Source organism: Imperialibacter sp., assembly GCF_040222385.1.
GTDB lineage: Bacteria > Bacteroidota > Bacteroidia > Cytophagales > Cyclobacteriaceae > Imperialibacter.
In genome coordinates this window covers 482,235-504,116 of sequence record NZ_JAVKDF010000017.1, presented here as the reverse complement: position 1 = coordinate 504,116, position 21,882 = coordinate 482,235, and the positions used below count along the sequence as shown (strand labels likewise).

The following is a 21,882-nucleotide window of genomic DNA, read 5'->3' as shown; positions in this document are numbered from 1 at the left end:
CTACTGATGCGGTAACCGACACTACACCAGCCTTAAGGATAGTGGCTGTGGTTCCGGATATAGAAAGAACCGTAGCATCTCCACTGGCAAATGTCACCGGGTTTCCCGAGGTGCTGGTGGCGCTTAACTCAAAGGGGTCATCATCAATGCGATACGTGTTAGCGCTGTTGAAGGCAATGCTTTGCCCACCAACGACAATATCTACTTCTTTTGTAGCAGGGTCGGCGGCATGGAAGTATGCATTGCCGCCCTGCGTAGCGGTGATTGTAATGGTGCCAAACTTCTTAGTAACTAGGTTTCCATCTACAAATTCAGCCACTGTTTTGTCAGACGAGGAGAGAGTGACAGGAAGCCCGGATGTCGCTTCGATGTCTAAGGCGATCGGAGTGTTCTTATACAGTATTTTTGAAGGGACTTGTAGCTTGATAGTCTGTTCAAAATTTGTACCCACCCCTTCCAGGTTGACAATACCCGGCGAACCAGAACCAGCCAGGGCTGGCAGTTCTATATAGGCTTCCCTTACATCACCGGTCGTCGGTTTAAACCGGATATCGATATCAAAGCTTTCACCGGGCCTGAGCATAGACGGTAGGCTGCCCGACACGATGATGAAATCTTTAGCAGCATCTCCCATCACAGCCAACGTACTTCCTTGAGGAAATGACCAGTCCACAAAGCCCCCGTTTTCTATGGTGACGGTCTCAATGCCAGACTGGTTTCCTTCAGAAAGGGTGCCAAAGTTGATGGTTTCTCCAGATTCAAGCGGGTCCGAATCGTAAATTATGCTTGCGACAGGCTTGAAGAGGTTCAGCTTCCATAGACTATAGGCATATTCTTCATAATCATAGCTGTAGAAAATCAAGTCTTCACCAAAGATAGTGTAGAACTTGTTACTGCTATTGGTTTGTAAGTAGGCTGCATCATACAGGTCAATGACCTTATCATCTATATCCGATCCATTTGTGATTCTCATCTCACTACCCACTGTATAATATACATAATTGTCCTTGGTGGTTAACCCGATAATCTGCCCGGTACTACTCTTGAATTTAGTATCCGCTCCTTCGTTGTCGATCAAATAGTAGTCGTAGCTGGAGCCATTATAGTCGCAATACACAAACCCTTCATCAAACTGAATGGCTGGTACAGTGTTGTAAAAATACCCCAAATCACGAATTTCTTCTGTTCCCTCAACTGTCCCGTCGGTTTTCCAAAGTTTGTAGTATCGATAGTTATATTCCTCAAGAAAGTAGACCTGGCTACCCACGTAGAACAACAAATCTGTCTCAATATCAGCCACAATCGCTGTGTTTTCGGAAGTACCGTCTGTAACCCATAATTTGGCGTTTCCATCGGAGTTGGCTGTGAAATAAAGTTTGTCTCCGGCGACGAAGAAATTTCTTGGTTCCGACCAATCGTTGCCAGGCTCCAAATCAAAAAACAATTCAGTGCCTGCCTCCGTCAAGTCCGTCACCCACAACTCTCTTCCGCTAATATTGTTATTGGCAGCGAAAAAATACTTTCCACCAAAATAGACGATCGGCAACTCGTTTGTTGGGCTTGTTTCCATACTGCTGTAACTGCCTGGAGCAATATCAGCCACCTGATATGTGCCCTCAGATGAGCCATCTTCAGATACCCATAGCTCGTAGCCTTGCCCGGCAGAACCAGCAAAGAAAAGCTTATTATCAATCTCAGTTAATCCATAGGAATACAAATAGCCTTTCACAGGCTCGATAGATTCGTCGCTACTTAATCTATACAGCGCATATGGGTAAGTCCCATCATCATTTATAGGGTATCCATTGAAGTATATGTCATTTTTAAAGCCAGCCATTGCTGTTTGTGTGGCGAACGTGGCCCGTTCCTGTTCCAGAGAACTCTTCAATTGATTTCCCCCCAAACTCAGTTCAAAAAGGTTAGGACTTTCGTAATTAAAATAGCTGGTTTGTGCGTAGAGCTTTTTTTCAGTTGCTACAATTTTAAACATTGATAAGTTTTGGCGAAGTGTGTTGAAGTCCTTGAGTAAAAATGTTCCTGACTCCGTTCCGTCGGTTATCCAAACCTCATTTCCAGTAGTCGGGGTACTTGCATTAAAAAAAAGAACATCGAGGGCTTCACTAAAGAATACTGAATATGTGGATGCCATTGAGGGGAAAGGGCCCGGATAGATGTCTTTTAGTTGTTTTGTTCCGGCAATTGTCCCGTCGCTTATCCAGGGCTCACCTCCGGTGTCGGGGGAGTACATCGACACAAAAAATTTATTATTGAATGTAGTGCTGAGGTTTGTGTATAGGGTTTCATACTCTTCAAACGCTTTGACTAGAAAAGTGCCTGCCTGAGTCCCATTGGTTCTCCATATACCACGCTCATCTCCATTTTTAATAAAGTAAGCTTGATTACCATCTGAATTTAGGTTTGAAATACTATATGACAATTGTATCACTTCATTAGCTTGAAGGGTGTTTTCGTCAAGATGAAATATTCTTGTTAGCCCATCATAACCGTAAAAAGAGTAAAAAATTTTCTCATCAATCTTAAAAACAAACATTTGGCTATAATAATATGTAGACGTACTTTCTATGACCATTTTTGTACCTGCCGTTGTACCGTCCGACTGAAATAGTTGATAGAATGAATCGGATCCTCTTACCACAAAATAGAAGTAGTTGTCCGAAGCCGTAGTTGCATAGCCGTAATCATAATTGCTATTATCAGTGAGTTTTTTTGTGCCTTCCTTTGTTCCATCGGTCACCCAAAAGGCATTGCTGCTAGAAGTGCCATTGATGGAGATGTACAAAACTCCATTGTACTGAAAGTATCTTGGGTTGCAATCGGAGTCCAGTGAAATAATTTTTTTTGTATTTTCCTCATTTCCGTCAGTAGACCATATGGCATACTCGGTTCCATCATAAGCCTGGAAGTAGGCTTTTTCTCCAGTACTGTAAAGTTGGTTTGGGTAAGAATGGCCGGAAGGATTAATGTCTTTCAGAAGTTCAACTTCTCCGGTCATTGGGTTCAAAAGGCCTGGCTCATAGTGGTATAAGTTAAAATGGTAGTTGTTAATCAACAACTTATCACCTAAAGCAACAATACTATTGATGTTTTGAGGTGATCCAATTGAATTGCTCAGAGTAATCTCCCGAGTTTGATAGTCGTCGTTAACTTCGATCATTTTGTTATTGTAAGGGAAGTATACTTTACCATCAAGGTCAGTAAGCGAACGCAGATACGGCCCATTTCCCGTGCTTGGCACTTCCGTTTCGATCCTCGTCAGTTCGGGCTGGGAAAATGCTTTCGATATACCTACCAACAAAAGAAACATAGCTACAAAAAATTTCTTGTTTGGTAATTTGCGGCTTAAAATTGGGCGATGTTTCATAATTCTTTTTTCAACGAGTCACGAAGTATAAACATTTGCTGCCATGAGTAAAAGATAATCTTATTAAAATAACATCACTCCTCCCTGTACATTTTCCTCTCTTCCTCAAATATTCATTTCACCACATCAATCCTCTGCTTACTTTGTGCTTCCTCGTAAAATTCAACTCCATGAAAAAGCTTTCGATTTGCTTGTTTTTCTTTCTGGCCATTTTTTCAGGCCAGCTGCTGGCCCAATACCCCACCGACTACCTCGGCAAGGATTTTCACAAACAACGCCGGCAGGCGCTGCGTGAAAAGATGCCACCGAATTCAGTGGCCGTCATGTTTGCCAACCCCGTTCGAAATCGGGCCAACGATGTGGAGTATGTTTATCACCAGGACCCTGATTTTTACTATTTAACTGGGTACCAGGAACCACATTCACTGGTGCTTATATTTAATGAAAAGCAGAAAGATAGCCAGGGAAATACATTCTCAGAAGTACTATTTACCCAACAAAGACAGGCCCGAAAGGAGATGTATAACGGCGCCCGCCTTGGCGTGGAGGGCGCAAAAAAGGAGCTTGGTTTTGAGGCTGCTTACGACGCCACTGAGTTCAAAAATTTCAACATGGACTTCTCCGTGTTTGACAAGATCATGTTCCTCAATTTACCCTCCGATGTAAGGGATGCTACCGGCGATGAGGCCGATCTTTACAACCTTCTGCTACAGTTCAAAAACAAGGTCGATTACCCGGTCGACTTCAATGCCGACAAGTACAAAATGTACGACTATATTAAGTCGGAGGAGTTTCTGAAGAATCCGCAGGCGGCTCAAATTTTGAGGCAGTTGGTCAACAGTTTCCCTGATTTCGATTCAAATGAGCAAATAAGGGCTGTTTTGGAAGCCAAGTCGCCTGAGCAGAGGAAGCTGATGATTGAGAAGCTGCCTGAGCCGAAGCAAAAGCTGGATGGCTCCTCTCTGGAGAAATACTTGACTGACCTGAGGGAGGTAAAATCTGCTGAAGAGATCGCTCTCCTCCGCATGGCCATTGATGTAAGTTGTGTGGCGCAGGCAGAAGTGTACAAGGCTATGCGGCCTGGCATGTCCGAATCGGAGGTGCAGGGCATCCATGAGTTCGTTTTCAAGAAATATGGTGCCGAAGACCTGGGCTATCCGTCGATTGTTGGGGCTGGGAACAATGGCTGTACGCTCCATTATATAAGCAATAACAAGATGGACATCAAAAGCGATTTGGTGCTGATGGATCTTGGTGCTCAGTACCGGGGCTACACAGCCGACATTACCCGCACTATTCCGGCCAGCGGGAAATTCACCAAGGAGCAGCGGGCGATCTATGAATTGGTGTTGAAGGCGCAGGAAGCGGCTTTTGCCAGGTCTAAGCCGGGCAATAAGATTTCAGACAACACCCTCGTTTGCAGGCAAGTGATTAACCAGGGGCTGGCGGAGCTGGGCATTATTGCGTCAGTGGATACGCCGCACAACTACTTCCCGCATGGGGTGTCGCACCACATTGGTTTGGATGTGCACGACAGGGGGAACTACCAGGAGTTCAAGGAGAATATGGTGCTAACAGTTGAGCCCGGCATCTACATTCCGGAGGGCAGCCCCTGCGACAAAAAGTGGTGGGGGATTGCTGTCCGTATTGAAGACGATATTTTGATCACAAAAGATGGTTACGAGCTGCTGAGTACCCGTGCTCCAAGGACACCTGATGAGATAGAAAAGCTGATGGCGGAGGAGAGTATTTTCTCCAATTATAAACTACCTGATTTGAACAAATAGATTCTCCAATATGTTTTCTCTGAGTCACGAAATAATAGGTAAGGACTCAGAGAAAATTATTGAAAGTGACTGTTTACTCAGCCATCATCCATTGTGAAAGCAGGTAGCCTGCTCCCTTGGTGACTACCTTGTCAAAGCCTTCGGGTATTTTACTTTCCGGAAGCAAAATCCATCCATCCATTTCGGTGGCTTCGGTGACGTCAATTGGCGTGAACTCTGTTCCATTGGCGGATTGTTTTTCAACGAACACATACCTGTTGTTGTCAGCGAATACCGCTGCTATGGCTGGAACTACGTGACCAGTAACTTCGCCTGTAATAATTTTCCCTTCCACGTACATACCCATGATAAAAGGTACATTCTCGTCTTCAAAGTGCCCATGAACCTTCACAGCCCTGGTATTGTCGTCGAAGGCCTTGTCTATCAGGTATATATCTGCTTCCATTACTTTGCCAGGCATTGATGGCAGCATGATTTCCATTTTTTGACCCTCTTTTATGTTCAGTGCCTCTGATTCATACACGCTTAGCTCTACATGCAGGTGGCTCAAGTCAACAATTTCCATCAGCGATTGACCAGGAGTAGTGTAACTTCCTATTTTGGCCGAAACCTTTGTGAGGTAACCATCGATTGGTGCCCGCACGGTAAATGATTTTGCAATATTTCCATCATTCAGCGCTGCCATATTTACGTTCAGGAAGCCGAGTTTCTGCTTTAGTGCCTCTACCATGGAAGCAGTTTGTTCGTAAATAGCCCGGGCACTCTGGAGGCTTTTCCCTGAGGTGATGGAGTCCGCTGCCAGGTTCGTTTGCCTTTCGAAGTCTGATTTTAGCACTGCCAGCTGGCTTTTATGTTCGACGTACTGCTGCTGAAGGTCAACGAACTCAGGCCCTTCCATCACGGTCAGCACTTCTCCTTTTTTCACCCGTTCCCCTATATGCTTGTCAGCCGATTTCACGTAGCTGCCCAGAAATGTAGTGACGGAGGCCATATGCTGAGTGGGTACATCAAGTAGCCCATTAGCCGCTATCGAGGTGGTGGCGGTTCGTTCCTCAATTTTTTGAGACTCCATGCCCATTTTTGTCATTTGCTGGGCTGAAAGCCTGAGGCTCTCACCAGCTTTTTCTGCTTGCACGGCCTCAGCGGCAGGTTCTGTATGGTCTTTGCAGCCCTGCAACATGACGAGCAAAGCCAGACTTAAAATATATATTTGATAAGTTTTCATCTGTATAAAATTTAGTTTTTATCGGCCAGATGGAATAGCCAAAAACCTTTTGGAAGCGATAGCCGACTGTTCTCCGACTTTATTCATCGTTCCACGCCGATCCGTTGGGTATGGTATTCCTTATGGCTATTTCATGTTTTTAGATTAATCGATTAGAAAGAAAGCAACGTTGACTTCTGCCAGCTTTAGCTGGTACAGTTGATTGATATAGCTTAGCCTGATTTGTCGGGCGTTTTCGAAGTTTTGAAGGAGCTGATAGAGATCTATTTCCCCTTCAACGTATGACCTGTTGGCCACCGATATGAGCTCGTCAGCCATTTTCAGCCCTTCAGTTTGATAGTAGCTTACCATTTCTTCAAACTTAAGCCTGTTGGCCTGAAGGCCCGCCCATTCAGCTTGCCGTCTCAAATCATAATTGTCAAGCTGCTCGCTGGCTGCCTCGGCATAGAGCTTACTTGCCTGCACTCGCCTCACTTGTGAAAGCCCCAGCAATGGAATGCCAATTCCAAACTGATAACCATCAAAATTCGCAGCGTTTTCTCCCTGCCCAAACCCTTTGAAATATTGGGCTTGAAAGGTAGGTGCCAACTTTGATTCCTCCACCTTTTTGAGGGAAAAACCGGCCGCTTCTTTCATAACAAGTTCTTGATACCTGGGATCTTCCTGAGAGGACTCGAGGCTGGCGTTACTTGCCAGAACCTCGGTGTTGCTGAGGGCCCTGGCAGGAAGGACAATTGAGTCCTCACTTTGGAGGGTACCTTTTAACCGTTCTCTGTAATGAGCTACTTCTAATTGCGACTGTGCCAGCGCTGCTTTGACTTGGCTGACTTTCGATTTGGACTGTATCAGTTCAAGTTTGGTGGCGTCACCTACCTCTGCCCTGCGAACTACTACGTGGTTCATGGCGCTGTATAAGCTATCCAGCACCTGCCATTGCTCCAGGTTTTCCTGCGCCTGAGCCATGCCCAGGTAGAGAATGGCTACCTCTTTGCTTAGCCGCCGTTTGGTAATGTTCAGTTGAGAGACAGCAATGTCTGTTTGATTGTCCAGCACCTTTTTGGAGGCTGTGTAAAGACCAGGCCAGGCGATTTGCTGCTGCACACCAAGCACTTTTAGCGGAAAACCGTTAGGCGCTATATTGTTTTGGTCGTAGCCGTAATAGACGTGAGTGGGGCCAGGATCGAAAGCAGTCTTCTCCAGCTTCTCCACACCTTGCAAGGTTGTTTGCGCCGCATTAATGCCCCGGTTATTTTCCATTGCGATCTCAATGGCTTTGTCAAGTGTCAAAGTAGATGGAGCATTTTGAGCGTTGATAGCAAGGCTACTGCCCAACAACAGCATCAGCATTGTCGCCTTTTTACCCGGCCATTTAAAAAAGCCAGTTTCCAGCAATGTGTACAGTACTGGCAGCACCACCAGCGTGAGGAACGTGGCCGACACCAGACCCCCGATAACAACGGTCGCCAATGGCCGCTGTACTTCTGCCCCAGCTGATCCTGAAAAGGCCATAGGGAAGAAGCCTAGTGCTGCGGCAGAGGCGGTGAGCAACACTGGCCGCAATCTCATTTTCGTGCCCATAATCACTCTTTTGTGAATGTCGTTAATTCCTTTGTGCTTTAATTCATTGAAGAATTCAATCAGTACGATGCCATTTAACACGGCGATACCAAAAAGCGCAATAAACCCAACGCCAGCAGAGATACTGAAGGGCATGCCTCGGATAGTTAAAGCGATGACGCCACCTATAGCGGCCAATGGAATGGCTGAGAAAACAAGTAATGCCTCACTGACGGCCCCAAAGGTAAAATAGAGCATGATGAAGATCAGGAACAATGCTACTGGCACAGCCACCATCAGCCTTTTTTTCGCATTTTGAAGGTTTTCAAACTGCCCCCCATAGGTGATATAGTAGCCGACAGGCACTTTGAGGCTGGTGTTGATAATCTGTTGCATTTCTTGCACCAACGACTCCATGTCTCTGTTTCGCACGTTGATGCTAACCACGATCCTTCGCCGGGTATCATCTCTTGAAATTTGGGCTGGGCCTGCTTCGTAGGTGATGCTGGCCACTTCCCGTAAAGGAACCTGGCCTCCGCCCGGAAGGGCAATGAACAGATTGCTGAGATCCTGAATATCGCTTCTATTCTTCAGCAAGGTTCTCACTACCAGGTCGAAGCGCTTCTCTCCTTCAAAAACAACACCGGTGGCCTCTCCGGCAAAAGCCATTCTGATCACCCTATTCACGTCTTTTACCATAAGTCCATAAGACGCCAACTTGTGTCGGTCGTACGTTACCGACATTTGAGGCAAGCCGGCTATTTGCTCCACACTTACATCAGCCGCTCCTTCCACATGCTGAATAAGCGACTTTACTCTGTTGCCCATGTTGAAGAGTGTATCGAGGTTTTCGCCGAAGATTTTGATGGCTACATCTGCTCTTACACCAGTAACAAGCTCGTTGAACCTCATTTCGATAGGCTGAGTAAACTCAAAACCAATACCAGGGAGAGCGGACATTGCCACTTTCATTTTATCGGCAAGCTCATCTTTTGAGGCAGCAGAGACCCATTCTGACTTAGGCTTCAGTCGCACAATCACATCCGTCATTTCCATCGACATCGGATCGGTAGGAACTTCCGCTGCCCCAATTCGGGTGATCACCTGACTCACCTCTGGAAAATTCTGCAGCAGAATCCTTTCGAGCTTAGTGCTGATGTCCACCGTTTCCGACAAAGAGGTGCCTGGCTTGAGAATAGGCTGGATCACATAATCACCTTCATCGAGTGTTGGAATGAACTCGCCACCAAGCTGAGTGAATAGGAATACGCTAGCTGCCAGCATGGTGATTGCAGCACCAATAACCAACGCTTTGAACCTCAAAGCGAAGCGGATGGTAGGCAGATACAGGTTTTGTATTTTTCCAATCAAAGCGTCAGAAAATCCGCTTTTTGAGGTCTTTGCTTTTTTGGGCTTAAGAAAGTAAGCCGACATGGCTGGCACATAGGTCAGGCAAAGGATCATGGCACCTATGAGCGCAAAGCTGAATGACAAGGCCATTGGCTTAAACATTTTTCCTTCAATACCTGAAAGCGAAAGGATAGGTATGAAAACAATCAGGATGATGACCTGACCGAAAATGGCGGATCGCATCATCGTGGAAGCACTTGTCGCAGTGAGAGCATCCATTTCGGCTGTTCGTTCTTCGTCTGATAGCTTGAGAAGCCCGTTTGCCCTGGCAGAGATCTGGTGCACCGTATATTCTACAATGATGACCGCCCCATCGATGATAATACCGAAGTCGATGGCGCCCAAACTCATGAGGTTGGCCGATACTCCGAAGTAGTTCATAAGGGTGATGCCGAACAAAAGGCTCAATGGAATAACCGAGGCGACTATCATGCCCGAGCGGAAGTTGCCAAGCAGAAGAACCAGCACGAAGATGACGATGAGCGCTCCCAAAATAAGGTTTTCAGCTACTGTGCTGGTGGTCTTTTCTATCAATTCTGTTCTTTCCAGAAAAGGGTTGATGTACACACCTTCGGGTAGAAACTCTCCTATTTCACTTACCCGATCCTTCACAGCATTGATTACCTGGCTACTATTGGCCCCCTTGAGCATCATCACCTGGCCCATTACTTTTTCACCCTGCCCGTTGGCGGTAATGGCACCAAAGCGAACGGCGGTACCAAACCTGACTTCCCCAATTTGCCTGATGAGGATGGGAATGCCATCTCTGTTGCCAATCACCACACTGCCAAGCTCCTCCAGAGACTTGATCTGACCCTCTCCTCTAATGAAGTAACTCTGGGAGGCCTTCTCTATATATGCGCCACCTGTTACGTCGTTGCTTGCCTCTAGCGCATCAAATACTTCTGTGATGGTAACGCCCGTTGCATTCAGCAATGTAGGATCCACGGCGACTTCGTATTGTTTAAGAAAGCCACCCCAGGTGTTTACTTCCACCACGCCCGGTATCCCCGACAAATAGCGTTTGACGATCCAGTCCTGTATGGTGCGAAGTTCGGTGGTGGAGTATTTGCCTTCATAACCGGGCTTCACATCCAGTATATACTGGTAAATTTCGCCAAGGCCGGTAGTAATAGGGCCCATTTCCGGAGTGCCGAACCCCGCTGGGATGGACTCCTGGGCCTTCTTGATTTTTTCCGCAATAAGCTGACGAGGCAAATAGGTGCCCAGGTCTTCGTCGAACACAATGGTGACGACGGAAAGCCCAAACTTGGAAATCGAGCGGATTTCCTGCACACCCGGAAGATTGGCCATTTCCAGCTCTACCGGGTACGTAATGAATTGCTCCACGTCCTGGGTGGCGAGGTTTCTCGAAACCGTAATTACCTGCACCTGATTGTTCGTGATGTCAGGCACGGCCCCGAGGGGAATTTGACTTAGCGAAAACAGGCCAACGCCTATAATGGCTAATGAAAACAGCACAACGATCAGCTTATTGCGTATGCTGAATCGAATGATTGAATCGACCATTTATAAATAGATTTAAAGCGCCCTGTGGGGGCATGAGAAATCAGATAACCAATAAGATTATCAGGCGCTTTGGGGAGGCTGAAACCAGTTGGAGGTGTATTGAAACTGGTAATTGATAGAAAAAGGCTTGAAGTGTTTTACCGCATACTCCTGCACTGAAGCTTGCAAATCGGGTGCTTGGGGGATAGTGAAGAGAAAAGACGCCACCACCCCATTGTGTAGAGGCAGCTCTGTTTCGTGAGAAGGCTCGCTGTGGTCGGAACTCAAACTAAAGTGAAGCACCAGGAACTCAGGAAAGGTAAGATCTTTGTCGAAAGCTTTTTTGTGGTGCTCATAGTGTGCAATCATAGAGGGCACCTTCTCCAATTCTTTGAAATTGGATCGGGGCAAAACACTTCCAACGATGAAGTACCCCACAAAAACCAATGAAAGCAGACTTTTCACAATTCAAATGTACAATTTGATAAACTCTTACAATGGCCACTCGTCAATTTGGAATGTATCTAAAGAGTTGGTTTCCACTATTCTAAAACAAAATACCTCTCTTTTTGATTTACTAAACAGGTAGTTTTATTAATAGAAATGAAAATAAAAATCAGGACCCGGGTAAAAGCTGATTTGCAGACAGTAAGAGAAGGATTTACCGACAAGCTTTTTTTAAAGTTAAATCCGCCTTTTCCGCCTGTGAAGCTCCTGCGCTTCGATGGTTGCAAAAAGGGAGATAAAGTGGAGCTTGAGCTAAACTTTATCTTTTTCAAACAGACCTGGGAAAGCCTCATTACACATGATCTCACAAATGGTGCTGTGTTTTCTTTTATTGACGAAGGTGTTCGGCTGCCTTTTTTTCTGAAAAGCTGGAAGCACCACCACATTAATGAGGCCATTGAGAACGGAGGCGCAAGCATCACTGACGAAATAGAATTCACTACGCCGACTTTGTTAACTAACCTGCTTTTTTATCCTGTTCTTTATCTCCAATTCTTGTATCGCAAGCCTGTTTACCGAAAAGTATTTGGTAAGTAAGTCTTCTCTTATTTTTATTCTAATTTTGGCCCATCGTGGCCAAAGTCAAATCAGCTTTTTTCTGTCAGAATTGTGGAGCCCAGTCGCCAAAATGGACGGGTAAATGCCCCTCTTGCGGTGAGTGGAACACCTACGTTGAAGAAGTAATAGAAAAGGAACACGCTTCCGCTCCCTCCTGGAAAAAAGCCAGTGGCCCTGCCCGTGCGTCTAAGCCTCAGGCGATTGATCAGGTGGAGTCCGTGGCCCTGCAGCGGATTAAAACTGCCGACGAAGAGCTTAACAGGGTGCTTGGGGGCGGTATTGTTCCCGGCAGTCTGGTGCTGATTGGCGGAGAGCCAGGCATCGGCAAGTCGACACTGCTGCTGCAAATAGCGCTACAGTTACCCAACCTCAAGGTGCTGTACGTATCGGGAGAAGAAAGTGAGCAGCAGATCAAAATGCGGGCGGAGAGAATAGGCATCAAAAACAACAACTGCTTTGTGCTGTCTGAGGTAGGCATTGCCAATGTGTTCCGGCAAATTGAAGAACTGGAACCCCAGCTTTTGGTCATCGACTCCATCCAAACACTCTACTCCGATAAGGTAGAATCAGCTGCCGGCAGTATTTCTCAGATAAGGGAATGCACAGCAGAACTGATGAAGTTCGCCAAGGAAACCAACACGCCTGTGTTTCTCATTGGCCACATCAACAAGGAGGGCGCTATCGCAGGGCCTAAGGTGCTGGAGCACATGGTTGACACGGTGCTGCAGTTCGAAGGAGACAGACACCTGGTTTACCGCATTTTGCGCACAACGAAAAACCGGTTCGGTGCTGCCTCCGAGCTCGGTATTTACGAAATGCAGGGCGAAGGCCTCAGAGAAGTGAAAAACCCATCGGAAATTCTTATTTCGCAAAAAGATGGTGACGTGAGTGGCGTGGCAATAGCCGCTACGCTGGAAGGCAACCGCCCTTTGCTGATCGAGATTCAGAGTTTGGTAAGCCCGGCCACCTACGGCAATCCGCAAAGAACGTCTACCGGTTTCGACAACAAGAGGTTAAGCATGCTGCTGGCGGTGCTCGAAAAAAGAGGAGGCTTTCGGCTGGGGACGCAAGACGTTTTCCTGAATGTAGCCGGAGGTTTGAAACTGGATGATCCTGCCGCCGACCTTGCCATCTGCATGGCCATGATCTCATCTCTGGAGGAAATTCCTGTGTCCTCAAAAGTTTGCTTTGCTGCAGAAGTGGGATTGGGGGGTGAGATCAGGGCAGTGAACAGGATTGATGGGAGGATCATGGAGGCCGAAAAACTGGGCTTTGAGGCCATTTATGTTTCTAAATTTGCTCAGCGGGCAATAGAAGGAAAAAAGTTTAAAATAGCTGTCAGGCAGTTTGGAAGAATCCACGAGGTGATATCCGATTTGTTTGGCTAACTAAAACAGGCAATGAAAGAGTTTTTCGAAGGTTTGGGGATCAGTGAGTCGGTGTTCACCTACGTAGTTATCCCTGCGCTGATATTTCTCGCCAGAGTGTGCGATGTGTCCATTAACACAGTGCGGATTATCTTTGTCATGCATGGTAAGAAGTTGCTTGCGCCACTTCTTGGTTTTTTTGAAGCCTTTATCTGGTTGCTTGCCATCCGGCAAATCATCACCAATATCGACGCCTTCTATTCTTATTTTGCCTATGCAGGAGGTTTTGCCACGGGAACCTTCCTGGGCATGGTCATCGAAGAAAAGCTTGCCCTTGGCAGGGTAGTAGTAAGGGTAATTACCCAAAATCCGGCTGAGCAGCTCACAGCCTTTTTAAAGGAGAAGGGCTACCGCTACTCTAACCTCGATGCGGAAAGCAATGATGGCAAGGTCAATGTGCTTTTTACCGTTGTGAAAAGGGACGAGCTGCCAACCTATATCAACATCATCAAAAAATACAATCCCCAGGCTTACTACACTGTGGAGAGTGTGAAAAAAGTAAGCGACGATGACGTGTTCGATCAGCCTGCTGCCTACCAGGGGGTGCTGGGGCGGCTCAGAGGGATCAACAGGAGCTAGGCTTCAATTGTCCGATTTCTTTTTGAACCAGTTCTTCCAACCTTTAGGCTGCTTCTTTTTGGTAATGATGGTATAGATATCCTTTTTGCGAATCACCGTAGGCGGTTTCAGTCTTGGGTCGGTGGGGTAGTCCACCCCCTCATCGTTGCTTGAGAACTTTGGCTTGGATCGATACGCTGGCGGTAAATCAGTTTCATTCTTCGCTCTGCCACTTCCGAGAATAAGGTTAACCCCCATTTTAAAGTCCAGTGTGTTCATGTTGCCTACGTTGGCAAACCCAATAAGATTATCTGAGGCGATGTAATACTGAACTGGCCCGCCAGCCATCGACAAAGCAAGCCCTGGCCGAGGCCATTGCTGCGGAAGCTTTACCACGCTGCCAGAAGCTACAATACCTGGCGTTAGCTGCTTCACATAAGACACAGCGAAGGCCGATTTTACTTTGCCCACAAGAAGTTGATTCATCATTGTAACAGTAACTCTGTCAACAGGGCCAAGCAGCAGCGATCCGCTTACTATTGATTTGGCACTTAACATCGCCGAATATGGATTGGCCGTTTCCTTTGGTGTGAAGGCATTCTTTAGTGAGTCAATGGTGCTTTCTATATCACCATCTGAAGTGAAATTGACACCCTGGAAAGCGAATGAGGTATCGCTAAGAATGAAATTCTGGCTAAACTCCTTCCAGCGCACATAACCGAGGTCGGTGATGGATGCCGACACACTATACAGGTTTTGATGATTCCACGTGGCACCGAGGTCAATGGCCGCTCCTTTGTTTGGGTTTGAAAGCAGGTAGCCAACGGAGGGATCTTCATTTACTCCAGCGGCATTTAGTCCAGCCCTTTTAAATAGAAAACCGTAGCTGTAGGTTTCCGGCTCAAGATTCACTCTGGCATCCATTCCCCAAAGGGTTTTTACATTGTATATTCCCTGGATCAGCTTTATTCTGGCACCAATTTTCAAGTCATCATTCATCAGGGAAGTATTCACTCCAACTCCATACTCTCTGAAGTATGAAGCGCTGAACGCCGACTTGCCTATATCGAGCGGCTGGCCTACAAGTGAGTTGGTGCCTTCCCAGGCTGCCCTCACCAAATTTTTGGTGTACTGGCCCCGCAGATTAATTCGTTCGTTGACAAAGAAGCTGTAGCCAAAAGAAGACTTTTCAGGCTTGATGCCCACATAGAGCAGGGGGATACTTGTTTCAAATAGCAGGGCATTCCTCTTTTTTAGGTGAGAGATGACCTTGTCAACGTCCAGTTTCACAGAGTCATTTTCCAGTTTGGTGAATGCCTGGTTGTAACTGAAGCTGTTGTTAACATGTAGCCCTATTTCAGAAATGACCGGCAAGCCCAAGACCAGTTTTCCCTGAATCTCATTCGCCGGATTTAAGCTGCTGTTTTGAGGCACTGCGTCTCCGAGCGTATACAGCCCCAACCCATTTTGCCCCTTGGCCGCAACTAGGCTGCCTAGGATGATCGATATGGTTGTCAGCCAGCGCCTCATTGGGTTTTTATTTTCAAGCGGCCCAAAACGGAGATATTGATATCAAGTGCATAGTCGGCATACAGCCTGACGTACTCCTCTTCAGCAGCATTAAACGTATTGATGATAATGGCCACATTGAGATGGTCGGCGTTCTTTAGTGCCTCGGTGCCCTCTATTCCCAGGTCAATTTCTGACAGCAGCTTTTTTGACTCCAAGGTGCGCCCCGATGCGTCAACTTGCGGCGCCGTCAGCACCAGTTCTTCGGGCACGGTGAAAAGTATGGAGTCATTTTCGTCGGCAAAGTTGACAGCAAGCCGCCCTTCAAAGGGCATTTCGTTTTCGGTGTAAAACCTCAAAACTGCTTCCTGAAGGTTTTTCAGATTGATTTCGTCGGTTCCAAACTTAAGGTTGGTGGTGAACTCCTGCATCCTCACTTCGAAGGGCAGCTCCACCACAGTGATGGTTCTGAACCTGCTGCTGTCTGTCATGAAGTTCAGGTAGTCTCTTTCAAAAACATCAGGGTTGGAGATCACCGTTAAAGGCAAGTTGAATTTGACCGGCGTGATGCCGAAAAGCTCCCTGATGTTCGAGTTTTGAGCGTTGATGACAAACTCTGAGTGGCTGGTTTTTCCAATGGAATCTAGCTTTGGGTAATTCACAAATTGCAGCGACTCGGTTATTGACCCGGTCAGTGCAACTGAAGTGCTGTCATTATTACTTGCGGAAAGGTTGTTCATCAAAAGGCCCGATGGAAACCCAAATGAGTTATCAACCTTTAGGATGATTTTGGGATCTTTAAAGTCGAGCCCATAATCTCCAAACGTTTCAAAAAACTTAAGCTCTATCGTTCTGTCCTGCAAGAGGCCCTCTTTTCGGTCGAAGTAGCCATGCACATGAGAGTAAGTTGCTTCTGAGAAGTCAATTGAAAAGCGAAAGAAATCTGAAAAATCGACCGATTGACCTGGCTTCACCACTACTTTTCCTTTGATGATAACGTCAAAATCGTTGGCCTCTTCCCGTCTTCGGAAAAGAAACTTTTTGCCTCCCAGCGGCATTCTTGTTATCGATGTTACCGGCACCGTTGTGCCAAAGCTTAAAGTATCCGAAATGCTAACCGATGAATTGCCGACAGTTTCAAACATAGAAGGAAAGCCGAATTCCAGCATGACGTCACTCCGGAAGCGGGAGTTGATTTCCAGCGCCAGATTCCCGCTGTTAAAGAAAATGGAATCGACCTTTTCGCCAAAAAAGGCATCGAAAGAGAAGGTGATCACCTTTTCAAATTCGATCACCTCGGTCTGTCCGGCAGGAGACGAAGACACAAAAGGAAACACTATATCACTTTTATTGATGGGTGGAAAATAGAGAAAAGCTTCCCGTTCGTCGTTGTAGGAGGTGTCCATATACACGATGGTCATGAACAGATCCTCACCCTCTTCAATGGTCAACGCATTGTCCTGAAGGTCGCCTACCAGCTCCCGCATGGTGTACCTCGACACTCCCAACGGAACGGCAAGCGTTGGCTCGTAGTCGGGGATGTCCAGATTGCCAAATTCCAGGTCATTTATCCCGCAGCCAGAAATAAGAATGGCCAATGCTCCTTTTATTAAACAGGACAATGGACTTTTCTCCAAAAAAGTCATTAAGGTCGATAGTATAAAAAAAATAATAGTCTGGAGAAGTCGTCACGCAAAAACACCGATTTTTTCCGTTATGCAAGTATTCTCCTAAAGCCGGCCCTGCCTTGTAGCCCTCCGGTATGTATTGTATAAATGACCGAGCCTTTACGAAAGTAAGCATTTTTAATCATCTCAAGCAGGCCAAACATCATTTTCCCTGTGTAGACAGGCTCCAAAGGAATGGCAAATTCATCTTCGAAGGCCTCTACAAATACAATCAAATCATCTTTAACCTTTCCATATCCACCAAAATGGTAATTGTTTATCATGTCCCAATTGCCAAAAGCGCTTAGGCTGTGTTGCCTTTGAAGCGCTATTATTTCTTCAGTAAGAAAGTTGCCTTTTAAGGCTGAGAAGCCGAGTATTTGCCCCTTTCCCTTCAGGCAGTCTATGCATCCGGCCATCGTGCCACCGGTTCCCACCGGCAAAGCCAGATAGTCATACGGAGTGTCTATTCGATTGACCATCTCTGAGGCTCCTTGAATGGCCAGGTGGTTGGTGCCACCCTCGGGAATGAGAAAAAAATCACCGAATAGCGTCCTCATTTCATCAGCAAATGAAGGCAATTCCTTCTCTCGGTATTTGGTTCTTGATATCCGGTGCAAGACCATTCCGTTCTTAACAGCTTGTGCCAGGGTGGGGTTGCTCAGGTCGGCATCCTCGCCTCTGATGACACCAATCGACTTCAGCCCAACGGTCTTGCAAGCGGCGGCAGTGGCGGCAATGTGGTTAGAGAACGCTCCACCGAAGGTCAGCACCGTGTGATGGCCGAGTTTGTCGGCTTCCAGGAGGTTATATTTTAGTTTCCAGTACTTATTTCCCGAAATGTGAGGATGGTTTAAATCTTCTCTTCGTACAATAAGTCTCACGCCAGCCTTTTCAATAAAAGGGGCCTTCACTTCAATCTCTGGAACAGGCTGCGCTGCGGGATAAATCATTGATTCAAAATTGGCAGAACTTCTGTGTATTTTTGCACCATGAGCGAAGAAATTGATTTGGGAGAAGATTTTTTGGACGAAGAAGAAGGGGCGCTTTTTGAACACCACCGGATTGTGGTGGATAAAAAGCAGAGCCCTGTGCGAATAGACAAGTTCTTAACCGACAGGCTTCCCAATACCACCCGCAACAGGGTACAAGATGCGATCAGGGATGAGTTTGTTCAGGTTAATGACAAGGCTGTAAAGCCGAACTATAAGATTCATCCGGACGACGTGATCACGGTTTCATTGCCTGAGCCGCCCAGAGACACTGAGGTGGTGCCCGAAAACATTCCGCTTAATATTGTCTACGAAGATGAGCACCTGCTTGTGGTGAATAAGCCCGCTGGCATGGTGGTTCATCCGGCATTTAATAATTGGTCGGGCACACTGGTCAATGCCCTTACCTACCATTTTCAGCAGCTGCCTGAAATGAAAGGCAATGAAGGCCGCCCAGGTTTAGTGCATAGGATCGATAAAGACACCAGTGGCCTGCTGGTAATAGCAAAGACGGAGCTGGCCATGAACTCACTGGCTAAACAGTTTTTCGACCACTCCATTGAGCGAACCTACTATGCCCTGGTGTGGGGTGTGCCTGAGCAGGAAAAAGGTACTGTTGATGTCTTTCTCGGAAGAAGCCTGAAGGATCGCCGGGTTACTACAGCCTTCCCGGATGGTGACTTCGGCAGAAATGCTGTCACGCATTATGAAATGCTGAAGGATTTGAGGTATGTAGCGCTGATCAAGTGCAACCTGGAAACGGGCCGCACTCACCAGATCAGGGCACACATGAAGTACATCGGGCATCCGATTTTCAACGACGCTACCTACGGGGGTGATAGGGTGGTAAAGGGCACCATTTTTACCAAGTACAAACAATTTGTCGACAATTGCTTCAAGTTGATACCCAGGCAGGCCCTCCATGCCAAGTCGCTTGGGTTTATACATCCCGCCACCAAAGAGTTTGTGCAATTTGAGTCCGAACTTCCGGAAGATTTCACTTCTGTAATAGACAAATGGGAGCACTACCTGCAGTATAATTAGCAGCTCACAAAAACTTTTTCTGCTTCTATTGTGACTTTTCTGCTGATCTCCTGATTTTAATAGGAAAGTTGGTTCTTTTGAAAGAGGAGACTCACATAGAAAACGCACAGTCGGACTACAACGAAGAAGAGCTCCTCCTTCTTTCGAAGAAAAATATTGACCATTTCGGCAAGATTTATAACAAACAATATGACTCGATTTTCCGGTTTGTTTTGCGTAAAACGGACGACGATGAATTGGCAGCCGACCTTGTTTCTGAAGTGTTTCTCAAGGCCATGCTGGCGATAAAAAGGTTTCAGTACAATGGTGTGCCGTATCAGGCCTACCTGATGAAGATCGCCAGAAATGAAGTGCTGGCTCATTATCACCGTACCAAGAAGCGGATGGTGATCAGCATTGATGAGACCAACCTGAGGGAGATTCTGGAGAGCGAGGTGGAGGTGAAAATGGAGGCTGAAAAAGTGATCAGCCTTATCGACCTGCTCGATGAGGACGAAGTGGCCATTCTGGAGCTCAAGTTCTTTGAAGGGAAGGCATTTTATGAGATCGCTTTCATCCTCGAAAAGAATGAGAGCACAGTGAAGATGAGGTATTACAGGGCGTTGCAAAAGTTAAAAGAAAAGGTGTCGGGGCAATGAAGAAGTACGATATACGGATACGGAGGGGGGCTTTTCAGGAAAAGCGGACGTCGAGGTACAAAAACTTCGACCAGCTGAGCCGTCGGTACAAGAAGGAACGGATAAAACAGGTGATGACCAGATTGTTCTATTTACTATTTCTGGTGGCAGTAAGCGTAGCACTCTTTTTTCTATTTCGATAACCGTAAACTTTAAACACTAAAAAAATGGAAGCAAAGAAAAACCCCCGGGCAGATGTACAGCGCCGCTACGGCCTGCACCTGTCCATTGGATTCATGGTGGCCCTGGCGCTGGTAGTCACGGCTTTTGAGTGGCGCACGGCGTATGAGCCGCCGATTACCTTTGAAGATATTGATGACCCGATACCCTTGCTTGATGAGGTAATTGCTACGGATATACCTGAACCTCCGAAGCCAAAAGTTATCATGCCGGAAGTTGTTCCTGTTCCTGATGAGGAGATACTTGAGGAGGAGCCAGTGATTTTTGATAGCGAAGAGGCTGAGAAAGTTGAAGACATTCCTTTTTTGACTGAGGAACTTCCCGATGAGGAGGTCGATAAGTTTTACGAATATGTTGAAAAAATGCCAGAACCAATGGGCGGAATGGCTGACTTCATGGCATTCCTTGGCAAGAATATCAGGTACCCAAAAAGCGGCATCAGAAACGATATTCAGGGGAAGGTCTATGTTCAGTTCATTGTAGATGAGCAGGGCAACCTGACGGACTTAAAGGTGATTAAGGGCATCAACGAAGACTTCGACAGCGAGTCGCTGAGGGTGCTTTCTAAAGCACCTGCGTGGAAGCCCGGCAGGCAAGGCGGGCGGCCCGTCAAAGTAAGGATGGTGCTGCCGATTATTTACAAGCTTCATTAAAGAACATAAGAAAGGCTGGAAACCCCAGCCTTTCTTATTACGGTCAGGTGCCGCTCCACTTAATCGTACAGCCAATGGCCTTGGTGAAGGTTACCGGAACCTTCTTGGCGGCTATCAGCGCATCTACCGCATCTTCTACATACTTTTTGTCCGCCTTATTAGAATCTTGGTGGTTGTTGTCGATAGCGCCGATATAAGCGACCCTCAGCTTGCCACTTTCTTTGTTCAGTAGGAAAACATGAGGTGTTCGGGCAGCTCCATAGGCACGGGCAATTTCCTGGGTTTCATCAAGCAGGTAAGGGAAGCTGAAACCTTTCTTTTTGCTATTGGCCTGCATCGCTTCAAACGAATCGCCGGGTGACAGCGAGCCGTCGTTGGGTTGAATGGCAATGACAGGATAGCCAGCCCCCTTGTATTTTTTGTCAAGAGCAATGATCCTTTGCTCATACAGCTTGGCATAAGGGCAGGTGTTACAAGTAAAAACTACAATAAAGCCTTTAGCCTCTTTGTAGTCGGACAGGCTTACTGAGGCACCATCCACATTTTTAAGCTGAAAGTCCCTGGCTATATCTCCTACCTCGTATCCCCCATCAAAAGGTGCGGCACTGACCTGAACAATGGCCAGCAACACTATCAAACTGATTGTCTTTTTCATTGTAAGTAGGGTTTAGTTTATAAAAGCTTCAATAACCTCAGACAGTTCCCCTTCTTTAAACGTCTTTTCATAGAACTGCTTTTTGCCGGTTTTTGAGTTCACAATGAGTGTCGCCGGAATGGCCCCCGACCACGAAGGAGAGACTTTATCTATAAACGAATTATAGTCAGTTTCGTCCAGCACTAGCACTCTTGAGCGAAGGTCATTTTTATCAATGAACTTTTGTACCTTCTTTTCAACATCCTTGCCAAAGTCAAAGCTGACCAGAGTAACGGAAACTCCTTTGTCTCTGAATTGCTTGTTAGCAGCTTCAAAATAGCCTATTTCTTCTACACAAGGTTTACACCAGGTAGCCCAAAAGTTAATGACTTTGACTCCATCCTCTTTCGCATTTATAATGGCGTCCAACTGCGGATACTTTATTACCTCTACTTCTTGAGCAATGGTTGCACCGGCACCGAATAGAAAAAATAACAAAACTACTGTGCGTCGCATACCCCAATTTACGAATTATACGTCAGTAATGTTTTTGTCAACGAGGCGATTAGGGTGTAAATCCCACAGATATCCACATTTAGCAGGAGT

At 46.5% G+C, this 21,882-nt stretch carries 17 protein-coding genes; 8 read left to right on the top strand and 9 right to left on the bottom strand.

Annotated elements, in window-relative coordinates:
* Nucleotides 1-3,325 (bottom strand): hypothetical protein (locus RIG68_RS05885; RefSeq protein WP_350119773.1); only part of this gene is annotated, 3,325 nt, incomplete at its 3' end.
* A gap of 227 nt (nucleotides 3,326-3,552) precedes the next feature.
* On the opposite strand from RIG68_RS05885, the gene RIG68_RS05880 reads away from it, so the two are divergent.
* Nucleotides 3,553-5,169 carry an aminopeptidase P family protein gene (locus tag RIG68_RS05880; RefSeq protein ID WP_350119771.1) on the top strand — a complete coding sequence of 539 codons (1,617 nt, stop codon included), beginning with the start codon at nucleotides 3,553-3,555 and terminating at the stop codon, nucleotides 5,167-5,169.
* Between the two features lie 73 nt (nucleotides 5,170-5,242).
* On the opposite strand, the gene RIG68_RS05875 is transcribed toward RIG68_RS05880, so the two are convergent.
* From RIG68_RS05875 to RIG68_RS05865, 3 genes are all read right to left on the bottom strand, one after another.
* Nucleotides 5,243-6,394 (bottom strand): efflux RND transporter periplasmic adaptor subunit, encoded by a 1,152-nt coding sequence (locus RIG68_RS05875; RefSeq protein WP_350119768.1) that lies wholly within the window; start codon nucleotides 6,392-6,394, stop codon nucleotides 5,243-5,245.
* Between the two features lie 144 nt (nucleotides 6,395-6,538).
* On the bottom strand, nucleotides 6,539-10,891 hold the full coding sequence (locus RIG68_RS05870) for a CusA/CzcA family heavy metal efflux RND transporter (protein WP_350119765.1): 4,353 nt from the start codon (nucleotides 10,889-10,891) through the stop codon (nucleotides 6,539-6,541).
* A gap of 60 nt (nucleotides 10,892-10,951) precedes the next feature.
* Nucleotides 10,952-11,335, bottom strand: coding sequence for a hypothetical protein (locus tag RIG68_RS05865; RefSeq protein WP_350119762.1), 384 nt, complete (start codon nucleotides 11,333-11,335; stop codon nucleotides 10,952-10,954).
* A gap of 138 nt (nucleotides 11,336-11,473) precedes the next feature.
* Here RIG68_RS05865 and RIG68_RS05860 point away from each other — a divergent pair, with 138 nt between their 5' ends.
* Genes RIG68_RS05860 through RIG68_RS05850 form a run of 3 tightly spaced genes read left to right on the top strand, consistent with a single transcriptional unit; the run spans nucleotide 11,474 to nucleotide 13,941 of the window.
* Nucleotides 11,474-11,914: an SRPBCC family protein gene (locus RIG68_RS05860; protein WP_350119759.1), complete on the top strand. Its 441-nt coding sequence runs from the start codon at nucleotides 11,474-11,476 to the stop codon at nucleotides 11,912-11,914.
* 35 nt (nucleotides 11,915-11,949) lie between these two features.
* Nucleotides 11,950-13,323 carry a DNA repair protein RadA gene (gene radA / locus RIG68_RS05855; protein ID WP_350119756.1) on the top strand — a complete coding sequence of 458 codons (1,374 nt, stop codon included), beginning with the start codon at nucleotides 11,950-11,952 and terminating at the stop codon, nucleotides 13,321-13,323.
* Nucleotides 13,324-13,335: 12 nt separating this feature from the next.
* Nucleotides 13,336-13,941 carry a DUF2179 domain-containing protein gene (locus RIG68_RS05850; protein ID WP_152001585.1) on the top strand — a complete coding sequence of 202 codons (606 nt, stop codon included), beginning with the start codon at nucleotides 13,336-13,338 and terminating at the stop codon, nucleotides 13,939-13,941.
* Between the two features lie 3 nt (nucleotides 13,942-13,944).
* Here the strand turns inward: RIG68_RS05850 and RIG68_RS05845 are convergent, their stop codons facing one another.
* From RIG68_RS05845 to RIG68_RS05835, 3 genes are all read right to left on the bottom strand, one after another.
* A complete protein-coding gene (locus tag RIG68_RS05845; protein ID WP_350119753.1) occupies nucleotides 13,945-15,450 on the bottom strand; it encodes a DUF5723 family protein in 1,506 nt (501 codons plus the stop codon).
* A complete protein-coding gene (locus RIG68_RS05840) occupies nucleotides 15,447-17,075 on the bottom strand; it encodes a hypothetical protein (RefSeq protein WP_350119750.1) in 1,629 nt (542 codons plus the stop codon). Before RIG68_RS05840 ends, RIG68_RS05845 begins: the two co-directional genes overlap by 4 nt.
* A 68-nt stretch (nucleotides 17,076-17,143) precedes the next feature.
* Nucleotides 17,144-18,049 (bottom strand): 1-aminocyclopropane-1-carboxylate deaminase/D-cysteine desulfhydrase, encoded by a 906-nt coding sequence (locus RIG68_RS05835; RefSeq protein WP_350119747.1) that lies wholly within the window; start codon nucleotides 18,047-18,049, stop codon nucleotides 17,144-17,146.
* Nucleotides 18,050-18,088: 39 nt separating this feature from the next.
* Between RIG68_RS05835 and RIG68_RS05830 the strand changes: the two genes are divergently transcribed.
* The 4 genes from RIG68_RS05830 (at nucleotide 18,089) to RIG68_RS05815 (ending at nucleotide 20,642) form a co-directional block, all read left to right on the top strand.
* Entirely contained in the window at nucleotides 18,089-19,132 is a 1,044-nt protein-coding gene (locus RIG68_RS05830; protein ID WP_350119745.1) for an RluA family pseudouridine synthase, read from the top strand.
* 77 nt (nucleotides 19,133-19,209) lie between these two features.
* Nucleotides 19,210-19,770, top strand: coding sequence for an RNA polymerase sigma factor (locus tag RIG68_RS05825; protein WP_350119742.1), 561 nt, complete (start codon nucleotides 19,210-19,212; stop codon nucleotides 19,768-19,770).
* Nucleotides 19,767-19,952: a hypothetical protein gene (locus RIG68_RS05820; protein WP_317488765.1), complete on the top strand. Its 186-nt coding sequence runs from the start codon at nucleotides 19,767-19,769 to the stop codon at nucleotides 19,950-19,952. The genes RIG68_RS05825 and RIG68_RS05820 overlap by 4 nt, the downstream gene beginning before the upstream one ends.
* Nucleotides 19,953-19,976: 24 nt before the next feature.
* On the top strand, nucleotides 19,977-20,642 hold the full coding sequence (locus tag RIG68_RS05815) for an energy transducer TonB (RefSeq protein ID WP_350119739.1): 666 nt from the start codon (nucleotides 19,977-19,979) through the stop codon (nucleotides 20,640-20,642).
* Between the two features lie 43 nt (nucleotides 20,643-20,685).
* Here RIG68_RS05815 and RIG68_RS05810 read toward each other — a convergent pair whose 3' ends face one another.
* Both RIG68_RS05810 and RIG68_RS05805 read right to left on the bottom strand, forming a co-directional pair.
* The gene (locus RIG68_RS05810) at nucleotides 20,686-21,297 is read right to left on the bottom strand and encodes a thioredoxin family protein (protein WP_350119736.1); all 612 of its coding nucleotides are present in this window, start codon (nucleotides 21,295-21,297) and stop codon (nucleotides 20,686-20,688) included.
* Between the two features lie 12 nt (nucleotides 21,298-21,309).
* The gene (locus RIG68_RS05805) at nucleotides 21,310-21,792 is read right to left on the bottom strand and encodes a TlpA disulfide reductase family protein (protein ID WP_350119733.1); all 483 of its coding nucleotides are present in this window, start codon (nucleotides 21,790-21,792) and stop codon (nucleotides 21,310-21,312) included.
* Nucleotides 21,793-21,882 lie beyond the last annotated feature (90 nt).